The sequence below is a fragment of the Chryseobacterium sp. genome, assembly GCF_022869225.1.
Taxonomy (GTDB): domain Bacteria; phylum Bacteroidota; class Bacteroidia; order Flavobacteriales; family Weeksellaceae; genus Chryseobacterium.
In genome coordinates this window covers 2,262,750-2,281,200 of record NZ_JALIHL010000001.1, presented here as the reverse complement: position 1 = coordinate 2,281,200, position 18,451 = coordinate 2,262,750, and the positions used below count along the sequence as shown (strand labels likewise).

General features: G+C 38.6%; 19 protein-coding genes and 1 pseudogene. 9 read left to right on the top strand and 11 right to left on the bottom strand.

The genetic code is table 11. The features are described from left to right. Positions 1-92 precede the first annotated feature (92 nt). Together MUW56_RS10690 and MUW56_RS10685 are read right to left on the bottom strand one after the other, a co-directional pair. Entirely contained in the window at positions 93-1,001 is a 909-nt protein-coding gene (locus tag MUW56_RS10690) for a DUF6268 family outer membrane beta-barrel protein (protein WP_292013182.1), read from the bottom strand. Positions 1,002-1,113: 112 nt separating this feature from the next. Then, a complete protein-coding gene (locus tag MUW56_RS10685) occupies positions 1,114-1,530 on the bottom strand; it encodes a hypothetical protein (protein WP_292013181.1) in 417 nt (138 codons plus the stop codon). 157 nt (positions 1,531-1,687) lie between these two features. On the opposite strand from MUW56_RS10685, the gene MUW56_RS10680 reads away from it, so the two are divergent. Continuing rightward, entirely contained in the window at positions 1,688-3,514 is a 1,827-nt protein-coding gene (locus MUW56_RS10680; RefSeq protein WP_292013180.1) for an acyltransferase family protein, read from the top strand. A gap of 17 nt (positions 3,515-3,531) precedes the next feature. On the opposite strand, the gene MUW56_RS10675 is transcribed toward MUW56_RS10680, so the two are convergent. From MUW56_RS10675 to MUW56_RS10660, 4 genes are all read right to left on the bottom strand, one after another. Continuing rightward, positions 3,532-4,722 carry a multidrug effflux MFS transporter gene (locus MUW56_RS10675; RefSeq protein WP_292013179.1) on the bottom strand — a complete coding sequence of 397 codons (1,191 nt, stop codon included), beginning with the start codon at positions 4,720-4,722 and terminating at the stop codon, positions 3,532-3,534. 171 nt (positions 4,723-4,893) lie between these two features. Then, the gene (locus tag MUW56_RS10670; RefSeq protein WP_292013178.1) at positions 4,894-5,712 is read right to left on the bottom strand and encodes an AraC family transcriptional regulator; all 819 of its coding nucleotides are present in this window, start codon (positions 5,710-5,712) and stop codon (positions 4,894-4,896) included. An 86-nt stretch (positions 5,713-5,798) separates the two neighbouring features. Continuing rightward, positions 5,799-6,863, bottom strand: coding sequence for a thiamine-phosphate kinase (thiL, locus tag MUW56_RS10665; RefSeq protein WP_292013177.1), 1,065 nt, complete (start codon positions 6,861-6,863; stop codon positions 5,799-5,801). Between the two features lie 71 nt (positions 6,864-6,934). After that, positions 6,935-7,429 carry a thioesterase family protein gene (locus MUW56_RS10660; protein WP_292015403.1) on the bottom strand — a complete coding sequence of 165 codons (495 nt, stop codon included), beginning with the start codon at positions 7,427-7,429 and terminating at the stop codon, positions 6,935-6,937. Positions 7,430-7,552: 123 nt separating this feature from the next. Here MUW56_RS10660 and MUW56_RS10655 point away from each other — a divergent pair. From MUW56_RS10655 to MUW56_RS10640, 4 genes and pseudogenes are all read left to right on the top strand, one after another. Then, positions 7,553-8,754, top strand: a pseudogene (locus MUW56_RS10655) (NAD(P)/FAD-dependent oxidoreductase). Between the two features lie 21 nt (positions 8,755-8,775). Continuing rightward, positions 8,776-9,186 carry a hypothetical protein gene (locus tag MUW56_RS10650; RefSeq protein ID WP_292013176.1) on the top strand — a complete coding sequence of 137 codons (411 nt, stop codon included), beginning with the start codon at positions 8,776-8,778 and terminating at the stop codon, positions 9,184-9,186. Between the two features lie 84 nt (positions 9,187-9,270). Continuing rightward, positions 9,271-9,831, top strand: coding sequence for a DUF2306 domain-containing protein (locus MUW56_RS10645; RefSeq protein WP_292013175.1), 561 nt, complete (start codon positions 9,271-9,273; stop codon positions 9,829-9,831). Continuing rightward, positions 9,828-10,748: a YARHG domain-containing protein gene (locus MUW56_RS10640; protein ID WP_292013174.1), complete on the top strand. Its 921-nt coding sequence runs from the start codon at positions 9,828-9,830 to the stop codon at positions 10,746-10,748. Before MUW56_RS10645 ends, MUW56_RS10640 begins: the two co-directional genes overlap by 4 nt. A 9-nt stretch (positions 10,749-10,757) precedes the next feature. Here MUW56_RS10640 and MUW56_RS10635 read toward each other — a convergent pair whose 3' ends face one another. The 3 genes from MUW56_RS10635 to MUW56_RS10625 form a co-directional block, all read right to left on the bottom strand. Continuing rightward, entirely contained in the window at positions 10,758-11,159 is a 402-nt protein-coding gene (locus MUW56_RS10635; protein ID WP_292013173.1) for a DUF2809 domain-containing protein, read from the bottom strand. A 71-nt stretch (positions 11,160-11,230) separates the two neighbouring features. Beyond that, positions 11,231-11,887 carry a thioredoxin family protein gene (locus MUW56_RS10630; RefSeq protein ID WP_292013172.1) on the bottom strand — a complete coding sequence of 219 codons (657 nt, stop codon included), beginning with the start codon at positions 11,885-11,887 and terminating at the stop codon, positions 11,231-11,233. 11 nt (positions 11,888-11,898) lie between these two features. Further along, positions 11,899-12,387 (bottom strand): TlpA disulfide reductase family protein, encoded by a 489-nt coding sequence (locus MUW56_RS10625; protein ID WP_292013171.1) that lies wholly within the window; start codon positions 12,385-12,387, stop codon positions 11,899-11,901. Positions 12,388-12,535: 148 nt separating this feature from the next. Here MUW56_RS10625 and MUW56_RS10620 point away from each other — a divergent pair, with 148 nt between their 5' ends. Continuing rightward, positions 12,536-12,697, top strand: a complete 162-nt coding sequence (locus MUW56_RS10620) for a hypothetical protein (protein ID WP_292013170.1) — start codon at positions 12,536-12,538, stop codon at positions 12,695-12,697. A 39-nt stretch (positions 12,698-12,736) separates the two neighbouring features. Then, positions 12,737-12,895, top strand: a complete 159-nt coding sequence (locus tag MUW56_RS10615) for a hypothetical protein (RefSeq protein WP_292013169.1) — start codon at positions 12,737-12,739, stop codon at positions 12,893-12,895. Positions 12,896-12,932: 37 nt separating this feature from the next. Here MUW56_RS10615 and mutS read toward each other — a convergent pair whose 3' ends face one another. Next, positions 12,933-15,521 carry a DNA mismatch repair protein MutS gene (gene mutS, locus MUW56_RS10610; RefSeq protein WP_292013168.1) on the bottom strand — a complete coding sequence of 863 codons (2,589 nt, stop codon included), beginning with the start codon at positions 15,519-15,521 and terminating at the stop codon, positions 12,933-12,935. 124 nt (positions 15,522-15,645) lie between these two features. On the opposite strand from mutS, the gene MUW56_RS10605 reads away from it, so the two are divergent. Then, positions 15,646-16,176: a GNAT family protein gene (locus MUW56_RS10605; protein WP_292013167.1), complete on the top strand. Its 531-nt coding sequence runs from the start codon at positions 15,646-15,648 to the stop codon at positions 16,174-16,176. A gap of 135 nt (positions 16,177-16,311) precedes the next feature. On the opposite strand, the gene MUW56_RS10600 is transcribed toward MUW56_RS10605, so the two are convergent. Beyond that, complete coding sequence (locus MUW56_RS10600; RefSeq protein WP_292013166.1) at positions 16,312-17,190, bottom strand: cupin-like domain-containing protein; 879 nt, start codon at positions 17,188-17,190, stop codon at positions 16,312-16,314. 246 nt (positions 17,191-17,436) lie between these two features. On the opposite strand from MUW56_RS10600, the gene MUW56_RS10595 reads away from it, so the two are divergent. Beyond that, positions 17,437-18,333 (top strand): bestrophin family protein, encoded by an 897-nt coding sequence (locus tag MUW56_RS10595; RefSeq protein WP_292013165.1) that lies wholly within the window; start codon positions 17,437-17,439, stop codon positions 18,331-18,333. Positions 18,334-18,451 lie beyond the last annotated feature (118 nt).

Sequence of the window (18,451 nt, the reverse complement as noted above, 5' to 3'; positions counted from 1 at the left end):
AATGAAATACGACTACCTTGATATTTAGATTTTCCTATAGAATGGCAGGGAATAGATCATAAATGGGTATTAACTTCCAGCTTTCCGCTTTCTTATGGCAGATTCCAGCGCAGAGATAAAGCGATATAGAAAGTACTTGCAAATTTAGGATCAGCCACTTTTTTATCTTTAAAAATACTTTTTATTTTACGGTCACTCTCGCTAAAGCTTCTTAATAACGCCGTTCCTCCTGTAACGCTGAGTTTCAGTTTATCATTAAGTTTTATTTCAGGCCTTAGCCCTGCTGTGATCTGCTGGTATCCCAGCAGCATAGATTTCCCGTCTTTATTTCTTTCTACGGACATTCCGCTGAGATTGACCGCTGCTTTCAGAGTAAATGCATCGGAAAACTGATAACCGGCCTCCATTCCTTCCGGAAAATTGATGTTAAATTTGATCTTTCCATTCGTCTTCCAGTCAAAGTAAATCCAGGGAAGAATCATAGGAACCCCAAAAGCCGTTGTCAAAACCGGACCTCCGCCCAATGCAAGATTCGGATTAAAATGCCTGATAAATAATATTCCACCCTGCCCCAGCACATCATCAAAATCTATTTTTTCCATATCGGTATAGACTCCTGCCGTAGCCGTTATCATCATGTTCCACTTCTTTCCTAATGGCCGCATATGCAGAACTCCCACCTGAGCATTCAGCATCTGATTGGGAAACAGCTGATTTTCATAGTCCTTGTGGGACATCTTCGCATAAGATCCTCCCAGCAGCATTGACCACATTTTTACTCTTCCTGCACTGTCTTTCTTTACAGACAAAGGAATACTCAGCTTCAGGTCAGCTCTTTTAAAATCACTTTTTGAATTGGTTTTTGTACTGTCTTCCGGACGGATATAGCTGGAATAAGGAATATATTCTGTTTTGAGTTCTCCGGAAATCCCGGACTGTGCACTCACCCAATATCCTAATGGCAGCAGACAGCAGAAAGCTGTCAAAAGATTTCTCTTCATATTTTAAATTTTATGCAAAGAGAATCTATCGCCTGCTTCTTACAAAAATTACTTGACTAAGTGCTGGTTTGTTTTGATAAAGAGAGAGAATGAAACGATATGAATTCAGATCTTATTGATATTCAAAGGATGTAAAGGTATAAGCATTCCTGACAAGGTATAATGATTTATCTTCCTGATCCTCCAAAATATCTTTCATCATATTTTTATAGATAGAGGTCGATTCGGGAGATATTCCTGCTGTATAGACCATAAGAACAGGATTTTTTTTCAGTAATGAATAAGTAACCGTCAAAAGTTTCTCAAAGGCCTCTTTTTCAGACCATAAAAGAGCTGCTTCTTCTGAAAACCCGGCTAAATTCTGAATCTCAGACTGAATATGCTGCTTTTCTTTATTTCTTATTTTATCGTAATACTGATTGATCTTAACCGCTTTTTTAACGGGAAAATTAATCAGCAGGAATCTCTCATCCACGACCATTCTGCTTTCGTCCTCGGTAATTTCAACCAGGCCTTTTTTTATTTCCATACCCTACGTTTTACAGATGAAGTTCAAATTTAAATCCAAACTCATTTTGTAACCCAAATCTTTTATATCCGTTCTTTTCCGACGGTCTTTCTTACTACAATAAAGATGAGGAACCGGACAGTTTATTCTGTTATATTTGTCTCCATAAAATCATCGGATGCAGTTTAGAAATGATATACAGGGAATAAGGGCTCTGGCTTTCTTTTTGGTCTTTCTTTTTCATTTGAATTACACCTGGCTACAGGGTGGATTTATTGGAGTGGATGTTTTCTTTGTCATATCCGGTTATTTAATGACTTCTATTATTGTTGATCAGAAAGACAGGAATAGCTTCAGCTTTTTTGATTTTTACTGGAAAAGGCTGAAAAGAATATTTCCGGCATACCTCTTTCTTATCATAGCGGCTACACTGGCGGGGTCCTTTGTTTATCTCGGCAGGGATATCTGGACGCTTCAGAAATCAGCCATAGCCTCCATAATCTTTCTTTCCAACCTGCTATTTTCCAGAGGCGACTCTTATTTTGGAGCCCAGCTGAACGAAAATCCTTTTCTCCACACCTGGTCTTTAGCGATCGAAATGCAGTTTTACCTTTTGTTACCCTTGCTCCTGATCTGGATAAAAAAGAAATTTCTATCTCAGGTTATTTTGCTGGTTATTGTCATCCTGACTGCTTACACCAGCATTTCAATGCATATTGACCAGCGTAATGGTTCAGCATATTTCTCATTGCTTTCGAGGATTCCCGAGTTTCTGGTGGGTGCTTTTTACAGCCTTAAATTCAAAAACAGGATCAATTTCAACAGAGTGTACAATAGTATTTTTGCTTCGCTGAACCTGGTCATTTTAGTACTGTCAGCTTTCTTGATCGGTAAAGATTCTTTTTTTCCGGGTTTCTTGGCATTAATTCCAACAATAGCCACTGCCAATCTCCTGGTGACAGACAATAATTTTATCTCTGATTTTTTTGCAAAAAAGGGTCCGGTTTATTTAGGAGAACTTTCCTATTCTCTGTACCTGTGGCACTGGCCCGTGATTGCCTTTATACGGTATTATCATGATGCCTATTTTTTAAGTCCCGGCGAACTGATCCTGACCTGCATTCTGACCTTTATGTTGGCATGGCTTTCTTACCGTTTTATTGAAAATTTCTTCAGGAAAAAGAGCAATACCCTGTTGATACGCTACTCGGTTGCGGGTAGCATTATATGGGCCGCTATTGCTTTTTTTGTTCCCAAAATCACAGCCGGATATCAGATTCCTGAAGCATATACTTCTCCCACATTTGGATTTCGCTCTCACAATGAGAAAGTCATTGAAGTTTTCGGAGACAAAACAGCTGAAAACAGCAATATTTTACTGATTGGCGACAGTCATGCTTTTACCATTAAGCCCTATTTAGATTATATCGGAAAACGGAATCATTTTTCCTTTTCTACAGTAACCACTGATGGTGTCCCTGCTTTACAGGGAATAAAAAGAGAGGATTACCGGGCTAATGAAGTCAAGTTTTACGACTCCACCCAAAAACTGGTAGCATTTACGCAGCAAAATATCAAAAAAAACAGGATCATCATGATCAACTGCTCTTCATTTATAGAGCCTCCATCGGTTTATAGCGCACTGGAAAAACTGGCCGCATCCTTAAGACCAGACCAAAAACTCGTTGTATTCAGTACATTCCCGTCCCTCGACAGGGATCCTGTAAAAGTCAACCGGGACTATATAAAAAGAACCTCTGCATCATTTAAAATCATCAGTAAGGAAAAAAATAAAATAGCCCTGGAAAAACTGGCTGCAGCTCACAAAAATGTTTTTTTATATGATCTTTCTAAAGGAAATGTATTAAAAAACGTACCCTTTTACAAGGATACGCTGATGTATTACAATGCTTCCCACCTCAACACTTACGGTTCTGTTTCATTGGGTAAAGAACAGGAAAAAGATTTTATGTCTTTCTTCAGACCTATCATGAGCGGAAAATAAATGGTGTACACAATCTTTTAAACGGGTACTGTTCGAGTCTTAAAAATGCGGTAGCCAAACCAGACCGCGATCAAGGCCATTCCTGCGCGGGCCACAACCATCGGGATGATGGAGTCTGCTTCTAAAAAGCCAATCAGCGCGGACATTAAAAATGTAATGATCAGCTGGGTAAATCCAAGCAATGCAGCGGCAGTTCCACGCCCTTCTTTAAAGGGGGATAAGGCATGGGCTGAGGTAATAGGAAATAAAATCCCTATCGCCAATAATGACAGGTACAACATTGCAATTTCCAGCGCTACAGCAATATTTCCAGCCGCAATAAGAATATGGAGGGCACAGACAATCAGCAAAACAATAGTAGCTGTGAATAAAAGAGTTGAATTGTTTATTCTTTTGATTAATTTAGGCGTAATATAGGCTGCCGTAATCAATGCTAATGAATTGAAAGCAAATATAAAACTGAAAACCCCGCTCGAAAATCCATGAAGCTCCATAAATAAAAACGGAGCGCTTGAAATATAAATGATAAGAGAGGCAAAAGCAATACTTCCCACCATTGTACTGTTGATAAAATCCCTATTGGTGATGATCATTTTCAGTTGGTCTTTTAATCCTCTTTCATTCTCTGCATCAGTGGAAAGATCAGTTTTCACATGGGTTTCAGGAACATATTTGTAGACCATAAAAAAAGTGATAAGCCCCATGATGCATAAAAAGGCAAACGAACTGTTCCATCCCCAGAATTTAAGGAATACACTCCCCAATAGCGGAGCAATGATGGGAGCAATACCGCTGATCTGGGATTGTTGGGAAAAAATGGCAATAGATTTCTGTTTATCATAAAGATCAATCACAATTGCTCTTCCGACAACAATGCCGGCACTTCCTCCGAAAGCCTGCAGAAAACGCATTGCCCATAAAACATAAATATTGGACGTAAAAAATATGGCTGTTGCTCCTGTAATAAAAAGCAGTAAGCCGCAATATAAAATGGGTTTACGCCCTTTTCTGTCTGATAACGGGCCCCATAGCAGCTGTCCAAAAGCAAATCCGGCAAAGAAAACAGAAATGGAGATCTGGATATGCCCGATATCGGTTTTAAAAATTTGGGCCATACTTGGGAAAGCAGGAAGGTAAAGATCTATACTCAGGGACTCCAACGTGTTGAGTAGCGCCAGAATAAACACTACCAAATTCAAATTCTTCATAAATAACAATAAGCCTTCACAGGCGATTTTTTATGCCTGCAAAATTGCGGTAAAAACTAAAAGCTTTCAATAAAAGAACTGAAGGAAGGACAGCACAAACTGAGGATCATAATCTGCAAACTATATCCGTTATGATTATTTTAAGCCAAATCCAAAGGAACATTCTGAGGATTACCCATTCCCAGACTTAAATCCATCGGGACTCTGGCCTGTATGTTTTTTAAAAAATCGGGAAAAATAGGAAGCATCACTAAACCCTAATTTAAAAGCAACTTCTTTCACTGTTAAAGCGCCAAAGCTAAGTTCTCGTTTGGCCTCAAGCAAAAGCCGCTGTGCAATCATTTTCTTAACAGTGGTCGCTCTGGAAAGCCGGACAATATCATTAAGGTGATGGGAACTGATTTTTATTTTATCTGCATAAAAATCCGTATCCTTATGAATGGTATAATACTCTTCTATCAGGATTATCAGCTCCTGGATACGCTGCCTGTCTTTTTGTAAAGAGTCCTGCAGATTGATCTGCTCTGCAATGATGATACAAAAAGCTCTTAAGTAGGTTTTCAGCAGATCAAGTCTTAAAGGCCCATGATATTCCTGCTCAATAAGCGAAATAATAGACTTACAGGTCTTTTCACTTTCACTGTCTAAAGAAAAAGGTATCGTTCCGCCGGTAAGTATAGATTCTATAGCACAGGCTTCTTTAAATATCTCTCTTGTCACGGCCATTACATAGCCTTTCTCTCCCCGAAGTTTCATGTTGAATACCTGCCCGGGGGCAATAATGCAGATCTGCCCGTTCCGGAGTTTGTGGCTTTCAAAATCCAGTTCCAGGCTGCTGTTTTCCTGAACTTCACCAAACCAGATGATTTCAAAAAAATTGTGCCGGTGAATGTCATTAAAATTCTCCGGATGCCCTGTTTGCAGCGTGCTAAGCTGAAATTCTTCTGAAGTAAGGTGATGAACGGGAATATTTTTTTCTGGTAAATTCATCCATTGATAGGTAAAAAGGTTAGTAAATAGTAAACAGAAACCACAGCCCAAGAGCTGCGGTTCCCTACAATATTTAAAATTAAATTTTATCCGTTTTGCCGGCTTCCTAAAAAAGCATCCCAGCCCTGGGCCGTAAGGGCTACCAGCTGGTTGGATCCTCTTGCTACCATAAAGTTTCCGTCTTCTTTTTCTACAGAATGCCCTATAATGGTAAAATCAGGGTGATTTTTTATCTTATCAAAATCATTCGGAGAGATGGTAAACAGCAGCTCATAGTCTTCACCACCGCTTAATGCGGTCATTACTGGGTTAAGATTCATTTCATCCGCAGTAGAAATGGTAAGACTGTCCATTGGGATTTTTTCTTCATATAATCTGAATCCTACTTTTGACTGGTCAGAAAGGTGCAGGATCTCAGAAGCTAAACCATCAGAGATATCAATCATAGAAGTTGGTTTAATGTCCAGTTCCTCCAAAATCGTTTTAACGTCGGTTCTTGCTTCAGGTTTCAGCTGTCTTTCCAGGATATAATCATACCCTTCCATTTCTGGCTGCATATTCGGGTTGGCAAGATAAACAGCATGCTCTCTCTCCAGAATCTGCAATCCCATATACGCTCCACCCAGGTCGCCACTCACCACAAGGAGATCATTCGGTTTTGCTCCGCTTCTTTTTACGATATTCTCATCATTTTCAATTCCTACAGCAGTAATACTCATCACCAACCCTGAATTGGAGCTTGTAGTATCTCCTCCAATCAAATCAACTTTATATCTTGTACAAGCGGCCTGAATCCCGGAATAGATTTCTTCTAAAGCTTCCACCGGAAAACGGTTGGAAACCGCAAGAGAAACCAATATCTGGGTAGGAACAGCATTCATAGCGGCAATATCGCTGAGGTTCACCACCACTGCTTTATATCCCAAATGCTTTAAAGGCACATACCCCAGATTAAAGTGCACTCCTTCTGCCAGCACATCTGTTGTAAGAACTACTTTTTTGTTATCAGGATTAATAACCGCTGCATCATCTCCTACTCCAAGCTCCGAAGACTCATTGGATAGCGGAAAATGCGCTGTCAAATGCTTAATAAGACCGAATTCCCCTAATTTCGAAATGGGCGTCAGCTCCTGTGATTTATCTTCAAACATGATTTTTTTGTATTAATGTCCAATGTAAAAAAGTCTTTTGAAGCTTTAAACTTTGAACTTTGAATTTTGAATTATTTAGTAAATTCTGCCGGGTCAATATTGTTTGGATGGAAAGGAAGCTTTTTAAAATCTTCTTTCGATAATACCACCGTTTCCGGGCTCTTATATTTATTCATTGCTTCCACTACATCATCTGGCGGAGTGGTCATTTTTCTAAGCATCATATCAATCCATACACCTGTAGCTTCCGAGGTTGCACAGTGTACACCATCCGGTGTATAGAATTTGTGCAGGAAACGGTAGATGGAAGAATCTTCCGAGCATCCGTCTATTTCCACACTTACAATTACTGTCTGATCAGCATAGATCTCTTTGAAGAAAGAATATCTTTCGTGCAGGATCACCGGACCGATTCCCCATCTGCTTAACTGGGTTACTCCCATTTTCTCTTTCGTCATAAAAGCCATTCTGGCTTGGGCACAGTATTGTACATAAGATGAATTGGCTAAATGCTTATTGGCATCAAGATCGCTCCATCGCACTTCAAATTTATGGTAGAAAATCATTTGAAAATCGTTTTTGGTCTCATTAAAATTATAATCTTCAAAAATACTCAAATAAGATGGTTTATAAAAATTCTTATTTGAGTATTTTTGAAAAAATAATCTTCCGCATAGGATTACATATACATGAAACAGATCATTATTATCGGAGGCGGTGCTGCAGGCTTTTTCTGTGCATCCAATCTTGACGAAAAGAAATATACAATTACGATTTTGGAACAAAACTCTGATGTCCTTCAGAAGGTTAAAATTTCCGGAGGCGGGCGCTGTAATGTCACCCACGCCTGCTTTGATCCGAGAGAGCTTGTTCAGTTTTATCCTCGTGGAAATAAAGAATTGTTAAGTGTTTTCACCAAATTTCAGCCAGGTGACACCATGGAATGGTTTGATCAGCGTAATGTCCCGTTGAAAATTGAAAACGATAACAGGACTTTCCCTGAAAGCAATTCTTCCCAAACCATCATCAATACTTTTCTGAACGAAACCCAAAAGAAAAAAGTCTCTGTAAAAACAAAATGTACGGTAAAAGAGATTGAAAAGCAGGATGAAAAATATATCGTAAAAACCAATTCAGGAGACTTTGAGGCAGATTATATTGTATATGCCACCGGAAGTTCTCCAAAGTCGCTGAAAATTGTTGAAAATCTGGGTCATAAGATTGTAGATCTTGTCCCTTCCCTCTTTACTTTTAACATCAAAGATGAACTGCTGAAAGATCTTCCGGGAACAAGTTTCGAAAACGCAGGAATTTCGATTCCGAAGCTGAAAACCGAGGAAAGCGGGCCGCTGCTTATTACCCACTGGGGACTTTCAGGACCTGCCGTTTTGAAAATTTCTGCATGGGAAGCCATAAGCCTTGCCAAGCTTAAATATAACTTTGAAATTGAAGTTAATTTTATTTCGATAGAAATGGATGAAGCTGAGGAAATCTTCCATAATTTCAAACAAAATAATCCCAGAAAGACGATCGGACAATCCAAGATCTTTGATATTACCAACAGATTCTGGCAGAAGATGTTAGAGATTTCAAAAATTGACCTCAACAAACAGGTTGCTAATATTTCCGGAAAGGAAATGCTGAAAATTCTTGAAAACCTTTGCCAAAAAAGTTTCAGGTAACCGGAAAATCTACTTTTAAAGATGAATTCGTAACGGCTGGAGGTATTGATTTAAAGGAAATTAACTTTAAAAACATGTCCTCAAAACTCCTTCCTAATTTTTATATTGCCGGAGAAGTGTTGAATATAGATGCCGTAACGGGAGGTTTCAATTTCCAGGCATGCTGGAGCGAAGGATGGCTGATTGCGCAGGATCTCAATAACTTGTAAAAAACACTAAAAACTAAACACATGAAAAAAACATTAGTATTCATTTTATGCCTTGGATTTGGGCTTGCATTTGCTCAAGCAGAAGAAAATAAAATACAACCTGTGGAGGACCATTCCAAAGATCAGCATAATGCTGCAAACACCAAACACGCTGAATATCCCGGAGGCCTGATGGCACTTCGAAAAGATATTGCTGACAAAATAAGGACGAAAAAAATAAAAGGGGAAGGAATAATCACTGCGAGAGCAAAGTTTATAGTTAATATCAAAGGTAAAATAGACGACATCATAGTAACCGGAGATAATGCCGATTTCAATAAAGAAACAGAAAGAGCTATAAAATCGTTGAAAGCCCAATGGAAACCAGCAGAATCCAATGGTGTGATTGTCCGCAGCTATTATACTTTTCCTCTTACTATAAGCTTTGATTAACGGACAATGCTCTCTGCTAAAAGAAATACAAATACTCTTTTTAAAATCCTTCTCATCATAGGATTTATATATTTCTTTTGGCTGATGCTGAAAATCACCATAGAATATATTCCTTTTAATCCTGAAGTCAGTTTTCTCATGATCAAACAGACAGAAGTTGTAGAAAGACCGGAGTATCTTACGTTTTTCTATACTCATGTTTATACCGGTATTTTTGTGCTTCTTTCAGGATTTCTGGCCATTCTCAGAAAGGATTTTGGATTAAAAAACGTCCACCGGAATATGGGAAAAGTATATATTTTTCTCATCCTGGTCCTGGCTGCCCCTTCAGGAATTTATATGGGGATATTTGCCAACGGAGGTATTTTATCTAAAGTTTCGTTTGTTATTTTAGGCTTTTTATGGTGGTTTTCAACGTTTAAAGCGTATCAGCAGGCAAGACAGAAAAAGTTTAAAGAACACAAGCAGTGGATGTGGAGGAGTTTTGCTTTTACATTATCTGCCATTACGCTGAGAATGTGGAAAGTTATTATCGTATATTTATTTCATCCCAATCCTATGGATGTCTATCAGATCATTGCATGGCTGGGCTGGATCCCCAATATCCTTATTATTGAATTTTTAATCACAAAAAAACAGATATGAAAATTTTAAATTACACTCTTATTTCTTTACTGGCTGTTTGTTTGGCAAGCTGCAAAAAAGACGGAAAGATTAATGAATCGGGGAAAGATTCCCTTACAGCAAAAAAAGACTCCGTGGCCGTTCCTGAAGTTCATAAAGAATATTACGGAATCTATACCGGTGAATTTGCCGGAATGGAAAAGGTAGTGGACGAAACGGACGGCTCGGAATATGATGTCAATAACTATAAAAGAATTTCTTTAAAGATCAACAGAATTACAAAGGACAGCGTTTACGGACAAAGTATCGTTAATGGGAACCAGCGCCCGTTCAGAGGAGTTTTCAATGAGGCTTCAGCATCTTTTGTACTGGATGAACCCGGAAATGATAAAACAGACGGAAGATTTGAGGTAAAACTGAAAGGTGACAGCTTAACCGGAAAGTGGAATGCCTTTAATAAAACATCAGTAAAAGCCCCTTCAAAAACACTTAAACTGACTAAAAAAGAGTTTGTTTACAATCCCAACTTTATGCTGGATAAGGATTCTGACCTGGTAGACTGGTCAGATTCTAAAGAGTTTACTGAAAAATATACGGATGAGGAAACCGGAAAGACAGAAAGGTATAAAACAACTAAAAACCGTGTAGCCTCTGAAGCGATATTCAAACTGAATGCATCCAAGCAGAAATTAACGGAAAAAGATCTTAAAAACTTAAGAAAGCTGGATCTTGAGATCATCAAAAATTCAGTATTTGCAAGACACGGCTATTCCTTTAAAAAAGAAACCTACAGAAACTTCTTTGAGCAGACGGATTGGTACATTCCGGTTTCCGGCAATGTGGACCAAGATCTGTCTCCTATGGAAAAAGAAAATGTGGCATTACTGAACCGTTTTATCAAGTATGCGGAAGATCAATACGACAGCTTTGGAAGATAGCCGGCTGGATTAGGGATGAGAAGCTGCGGTTACATTTTTCGGTACGGTCATCCTTACAAAGAGATACAGCAATAAGCATCCGGCGGCATAACATAGAATATCAATCCAAGAAAAAGAATTTCCGATCACGATATACATCAGGCTTCCAGGCCGGAAGCCTAGTTTTTCTGCAATATTGAAATATTGGGCGGATTCAATAAAACAGGAGAAAATCAGGATTCCTCCGATCAGTTTCCGATCATTTATCTCAATAAAGGTCTTTACAAACGTATAGAGAAGCATCACGACAATGACATCACCGAGATAAGCTCTTACAAAGAAAATACCGCTGAGCTTAGTGGCAATTAATACTTCCACCAGCAAAATAAGCAGGGTCAGAAGAAGATATTTCAGGCTGAATTTAAATTTCATTTCAATTTTGGTTAAGGCATAAAAAATCGGCATTCCAGGAACGCCGATCTCATTTTATGTAAGCAAATATATTATTTCTTTACTTTGATCGTACATCCAATGGCAACTGTTTTGGTCATTTTCACCGGCTCACCCTTGATCAGGGCATTCACGGCATCCTGAACATAATATTCCGATACCTCTTTCGGGTTGTCATAATTATTGTCAATAGCTCCAATATATTTTACGATATTTTTCCCATTCTCTTTCTGCAATACAAAAACATGAGGAGTCTTCGTTGCTCCATATTGCGGATAAATTCTCTGTCCTTCATCCACCAGATACGGGAAGGTAAAGCCTCTCTGCTTTGCTCTGCCGACCATTTGCTTATATCCGTCTTCAGGCTGTACATTCGGGTCGTTAGGATTTATAGCAATCACCGGATACCCCTGGTCCTTAAATTTTTTATCCAACTCAATGATCCTGTCTTCATATTTCTTTGCATACGGGCAGTGGTTGCACGTGAATACGACAATAAACCCTTTTGAGCTTTTAAAATCACTTAAAGAAACCATGTTTCCGTCAACATTTTTAAGCTTAAAATCTACGGCTTCATCTCCTATTTCATATCCCTTTACGGAAGCCGTCTTTTCTTTCCTGGGTACATTTTTATCATGGCCAGCTGTTGTAAAGCTTAACAGCCCAAAGCCAACAATACCTATGGCTACTAACATTTTCAGATTTTTCATATATATATTGTTTATTGTACATTTTCTGTAATTATTTTTTCAAGCTCCTCTTTGCTCATTTCGCCGTCATTAAAATAGGCTTTCTCTCCGTTTTTATAAAAAATGGTAACAGGAATATTCCCGTCCCAGTCTTTTTCAAATTTCGGAATCCAGGTATTCATCCTTTTAATATCATCAAGCAGAACCACCTCAGCAGTAATATTTTTGTTTTTGATGAATCTTAAAACCCTTTCTTTATCTACCAGCCTGTCCAGAGAAACAAGGAGCATTTTAAATTTCGGATTTCCGGTATGTTTATTATTGACCTCCATAAAATAAGGGAGTTCCTTTACACAAGGCGCACACGTAGTTGCCCAAAAGTTTACGGCAAGAAGTTTATCATTTTCCTGGTGAATACGTTTTTCAAGATCTTCATATTTCATCACCTGAACTTCTTTCTGTTGAGCTTTAAAAATTGTGCAGCACAGAAATACAGCTAATACTGATGTCAAATTTTTCATACTCAAAATTAGCAATCCATTCTTTCTCTATGAATATCAAACTGTTAAACTTTGTTAATAATTTTAATTATTATTCGTTTTTTGATTCACGAAGCATTGAATTATGTAAAATAAAATGTAAATTAGCCTGATACCAAATTAAATTATCATGAAAAAATCAAATCTTCAAAAAAGAAAACTTACGAAAAAAGAAATGAAAGACATCAGTGGAGCAAGACCGTTTTGTCCGTTGGTATTGAGTTGTTTTGACCCGAATACCGGCGAGGAAATGTATGGTGTTCACGGTATCCAGGATGGACCTTGCTGTTAATACCATTTAATCAAAACCTGCAAATTAATCCGGATCATTATGAAAAATTCCAGTATTCAAAAGAGAAGGCTCACCAAACATGAGCTAAGCGAGATTAACGGCGGAAGCACTGCCTGTACAGAGGGTCTTTGTAAACTGCGAGGGGTAAGTCATTTTCTTATCATTGGCCCGAGAGGTAAAGACGGATATTGTTGCTAAGCGGCAATAAGATCAGTTACAATAAAAAATGATTGGATTAACCTCCAATCATTTTTTTTATGGCATTGAGCTTCATTAAAGCTTCAATCGGTGTCAAAGTATTGATATCTATCTTGGTCAGTTCTTCCCGGATATTCTCTAAAACCGGATCATCCAGCTGGAAGAAAGAGAGCTGCATGTTTTCTTCCGTCACTCTTTTGATGCTTTCAGAGGTTCCCGCGCCCTGGGTTCTGCTTGCTTCAAGTGTTTTAAGGATCTCATTGGCCCTGTTTACCACTTTTGCCGGCATTCCGGCCAGCTTTGCCACATGAATACCGAAGCTGTGTTCACTGCCTCCGGGAATCAGCTTTCTGAGGAAAATAATGTTTCCTTTGTTTTCCTGGATAGAGACGTGGAAATTTTTCACGCGTTCAAAATTCACTGTCATTTCATTCAGCTCATGGTAATGGGTCGCGAATAAGGTTTTGGCCTGCGAAGGATGCTGATGAAGATATTCCGCAATAGCCCATGCAATAGAAACTCCGTCATAAGTGGAAGTTCCGCGGCCGATCTCGTCCAGCAGGATAAGGCTACGCTCCGAAATATTATTCAGAATATTGGCGGCCTCATTCATTTCTACCATAAAAGTAGATTCTCCTGCAGAGATATTATCCGTGGCTCCTACCCTGGTAAAGATCTTATCCAGCAATCCGATTTCAGCATGTTTTGCCGGGACAAAGCTTCCGATCTGGGCCAGCAGGCATACAATAGCCGTCTGACGCAGAATGGCTGATTTACCGGCCATGTTAGGCCCTGTAACCATAATGATCTGCTGGGAATCCTTATCTAAAAAGATATCGTTCGGAATATATTTTTCTCCTAACGGAAGGGCATTTTCAATAATCGGGTGTCTTGCTTCTTTCAGATCAATGGCATAGCCGTCATTCAGAATAGGTTTTGTATAACTTTCAGAAACTGCCAGTTCCGACAATCCTACAGCAACGTCAAGCTGAGCAATGATATTGGAATTTCCCTGAATCTGGTCTATATAAACCATCGTTTCAGCACATACATTTCTGTAAAGTTCATTTTCAAGAACCCCTATCTTCTCTTCCGCTCCCAGAATCTGATTTTCATACTCTTTTAATTCTTCTGTAATATAGCGTTCCGCATTTACCAATGTCTGTTTTCTGAGCCAGTCACCGGGAACTTTATCTTTATGTGTATTTCTGACTTCAATATAATATCCGAAAACATTATTAAAATCGATTTTAAGGCTTGAGATTCCTGTTCTTTCAATCTCTCTCTGGCACATTTCATCAAGGAAACCACGGCCTTTGCTTTGAAGCCCTCTTAATCGGTCCAGCTCTTCGGAAACTCCTTCTTTGATAACATTTCCTTTGGCCAGGCTTACCGGAAGCTCTTCATTTAAATTGTTCTGTAAAAACGTAATCAGTTCTTCCAGGTCATATAAAGGCTCCAGCCACACCAATACCTCAGCATGGGGATGTAAAAGCCCTTTTATTTTATGAATATTCACTAAACTCTGACGCAGATATCCCAATTCTTTAGGTGAAATTTTTTCTGCTGCCAGTTTTCCCATTAACCGGTCCAAATCTGAAATCGACTTTAATAACTGGCAGATTTCATATTTCAGACTGTCATTTTCGTTTAAGAAATCAATCAGGGAAAGCCGTCTCATAATCTCATCCACAGATTTTAAAGGAAGGATGATTCTCCTTCTCAATAATCTTCCTCCCATGGGAGTGGATGTTTTATCAATAATGTCCAGCAGTGATTTTCCCTGTGGGTTGCTCGAATATACAATTTCCAGGTTTCTTAACGTAAAGTTGTCCATCATCAGGTAATCCTCCTGCGGGATGATCTGGAGTTTTGTAATATGGGACAATAAATTGTGATGGGTATCTTCTACCAGATAGGCAAAAATGGCTCCTGCTGCCGTAATGGCCAATGGCAGGTTTTCTACTCCAAATCCTTTTAAAGAAGTGGTCTTAAAGTGACCGGTTAGTTTTTCGTAGGCAAAATTATACTGAAAAGCCCAGTCTTCAAGTTTAAACGCATTTTTATTTTTAATCTGCCCGGGAATCTGTACGCTTCTCTGGAAGACAATTTCACTCGGATCAAAAGTATTGATGATATGCAGCAGCTTATCCAGATTTCCTTCACTCACCAGAAACTCTCCTGTAGAGATGTCTACAAGAGCAATTCCGTATTTCTCCTTTTCTTTGTGTAAAGAAAGCAGGAAGTTGTTCTTTTTGGAATTTAAGACCTGATCATTGAATGTAACTCCGGGAGTCACCAGTTCCGTTACTCCTCTTTTTACAATCCCTTTAACCATTTTAGGATCTTCAAGCTGATCACAGATCGCCACTCTCATTCCCGCTCTTACCAATTTCGGGAGATAGGAATCTACCGAATGATGGGGAAACCCAGCCAGTTCTATACTGCCTTCCCCGTTTGCTCTTTTGGTTAGAACAATTCCCAGAATCTGGGATGTTTTCACGGCATCCTGCCCAAAAGTTTCATAAAAATCCCCTACTCTGAAAAGTAAAAGCGCATCAGGGTATTTAGCCTTGATGGTATTGTACTGAGTCATTAATGGAGTTTCCTTCTTCGATTTTGCCATAGTAAAAAATGAGCCCCAAATTTAGAAAAATAAATCCATGGTTTTCGAATTGTTTAGTCCTTAATCTTGGAATCCTCTTTTCCTTATCCATAAATAATTGTATTTTCACCATAAAATATAATCCATGGAATTTCCTGTTTTAGAAACTGAAAGACTTCTTTTGCGGCAACTGACGGCTGATGACTCCCAAGATCTGTTTGAATATTTCTCTCAGGATGAAGTCATGGAATACTATGATCTGGAAACCTTCAAAACGGAGGAAGATGCCCGGCAAATTATTCGGCATTTCAATACTGCATTTGAAAAGGGAAAAGGATTCCGATGGGCATTGGAATTAAAATCCGAAAAAAAAGTAATCGGCACCTGTGGGTATCACAACTGGTACCGTGAGCATTTCAAAGCAGAAATCGGATACGAACTCAACCCGCTATACTGGAGGCAGTCTTATATGAAAGAAGCCATTCTTCCTATCCTGACATTTGGTTTTGAAACCATGAGGCTCCACCGGGTAGATGCTTTTATAGACCCCTCCAATATTTCTTCTGAAAAGCTGTTAACGTCTCTGAATTTCTGCAAAGAAGGAACGTTGAAAGATTATTTTTTCGAAAAAGGGAAATTCGTAGATGCAACAATCTTCGGATTGATTAATAAATAAGCGGGAAGCACGAAGATGGGAGATGGAAGTTTCTATTGGTCGTTTAAGTAATGGTTATCATTAAAATGAAATGAAATCCAGTAATACTAAGCTGTAAAGAGCCTTCCCTCTTCCTGCTTCCTTCTCCCTTTCCCTTTATCTTTCTGATTTCAGATGTTTTTCTAATGCTTCCGAGCTTTTTTCATGGGCCCACTTCTGCTTGTAATTCACCCACTTGGCCTTAAATAATTTACGAAGGAGCTTATCTGTATACCTCATAATAAAAACATGGTAGAGCATATTGGCAAAAACTTTAGGCCTATTGGGCAGCGCTCTTAATGATAATGAAAATCCAGGCTCCAAATACCGGTTGAAATGCCAGAATGCCCCGGGAATAAAAAGAGCATCACCGTGTTCCATAAAAATTTCATACCCTTTGGCGTACTGCAAAGCCGGAAACTTTTCATAATCAGGGTTTTCATAATCCAAATCGTAGATGGTATGAACGGATAACGGGACTTTATATAAGAAAGCCGACTGTTTCTGATCAAACAGCAGTATTCTTTTTTTGCCTTCAAAATGAATATGCATAAAATCTCCCAAATCCACATCATAATGCATCAGGACATGAGCCTCACTTCCTCCGAAAAATAAGGTAGGAAGCCTTTTAAAAAACTTCATCCCCAAATCAGGATAAGTAAAATTTTTAAGCAGCTCCGGAAGCCGGTCTGTAATGATGTAAAAAAAGATTCGAAGATCTGAAGGCTTGGATTTGATGGTATCAATATAATCCTTCATTTTCATATGCGCCACAGGAGCATCTGAGCTTTTGGCCGCATCAGCCGGCTTATTATCATACAAAGGGACTTCCTGGTCGCCTGCTTTTTCCCGGATATACGCAAGATTCCACTTATCAAAAGCATCCCAACGGCTTGCAAAATTCCTGATCAAAAGAGGTTTTTGCTTTTTGAAATAATTATTCTGAAAATCTTCTTTACTGATATCATCTACTATATCTACGTTTTCGAGGATCATTTATTTTGGTATTTAAGGTGAAATAAAAATAGTGTTTTTTTGAAACTTGAGAAAATTAAGATTAAAAGGGCTGGAAGCTGGAAGAGGGATGCTGGCAGTTAAGATTTGTCTGCAAACATCTATACATCATTCCATAAAAATCTTTTTATGGAAACTTAGACCTCTTCTTCGGCTTCAATAACCTCCCTCTTCCAGCTTCAGACTTCCTTACTTTATTAGCAGAGCTCAGATGAAAAATTTATATTTGTGGTAATAAGTGAATTTATGAGAGCCTACAATACCAAACATTTCCTTAAAATCCTTTTCAGTTTACACAAAAGCGATACGCTAAAAATACTTTTTCCAAGCATGATCCTTGTAGGACTTTATTCCTGGGGCATACAATATCTGGAAGTGGAATATTTTCATCTCACTTCAAAATCAGGAATCAGTAATGTGGGCATGATACATTCATTATTAGGCTTTGTGTTGTCCCTGTTATTGGTTTTCAGGACCAATACAGCCTACGACAGATGGTGGGAAGGCAGAAAGCTCTGGGGGAAACTGGTCAATGACACCCGTAATTTTGCGATAAAAATCAACACTTTACTTGAGGATAACAGACAGGATGCTGAACAAATCTCAAGGTATTTAAAGTTTTTTCCGCACTTCTTAGCCAAGCATCTCTCTAAAGAATCAACAAGACTTGCCCTGGATGAAGATTATTCTGAAATTGAAAAATCATTGAAAAATCATGGCCCAAGCGAAATTATTATCCTCTTAAGCCATAAATTGAATCAGCTGAAAAAAGAAGGCAAAATTTCAGAGGTTGAAATGCTTTATTTGGAGACCCAGTTATCAGGTTTTCTGGAAGTATGCGGAGGATGTGAAAGAATTAAAAATACCCCGATCCCCTATTCTTATTCATCATTTATTAAGAAATTTATAATCCTGTATGTATTTGCCCTTCCTATTGCCTATGTAATTACGATCGGCCTTTTCATGATACCGCTCACGGTTTTTGTATACTACGTTCTGATGAGCCTTGAGCTTATCGCTGAAGAGATAGAAGATCCGTTTAATAATGATGAGAATGATATTCCTATGGAAACATTGGCACAGAATATTGAGAAAAATGTACATCAGATCATGAACAGAAAATAAAAAATCAACCTTTTAAAGATTGATCTCTTTTAATCCGCCGTCCTGTTTGATCTCTACAAATTTGTTTTCCCTGTTCCCTGCCGAGTATCCGTAAAAGAAGGTCTGGTATATCGTGAGT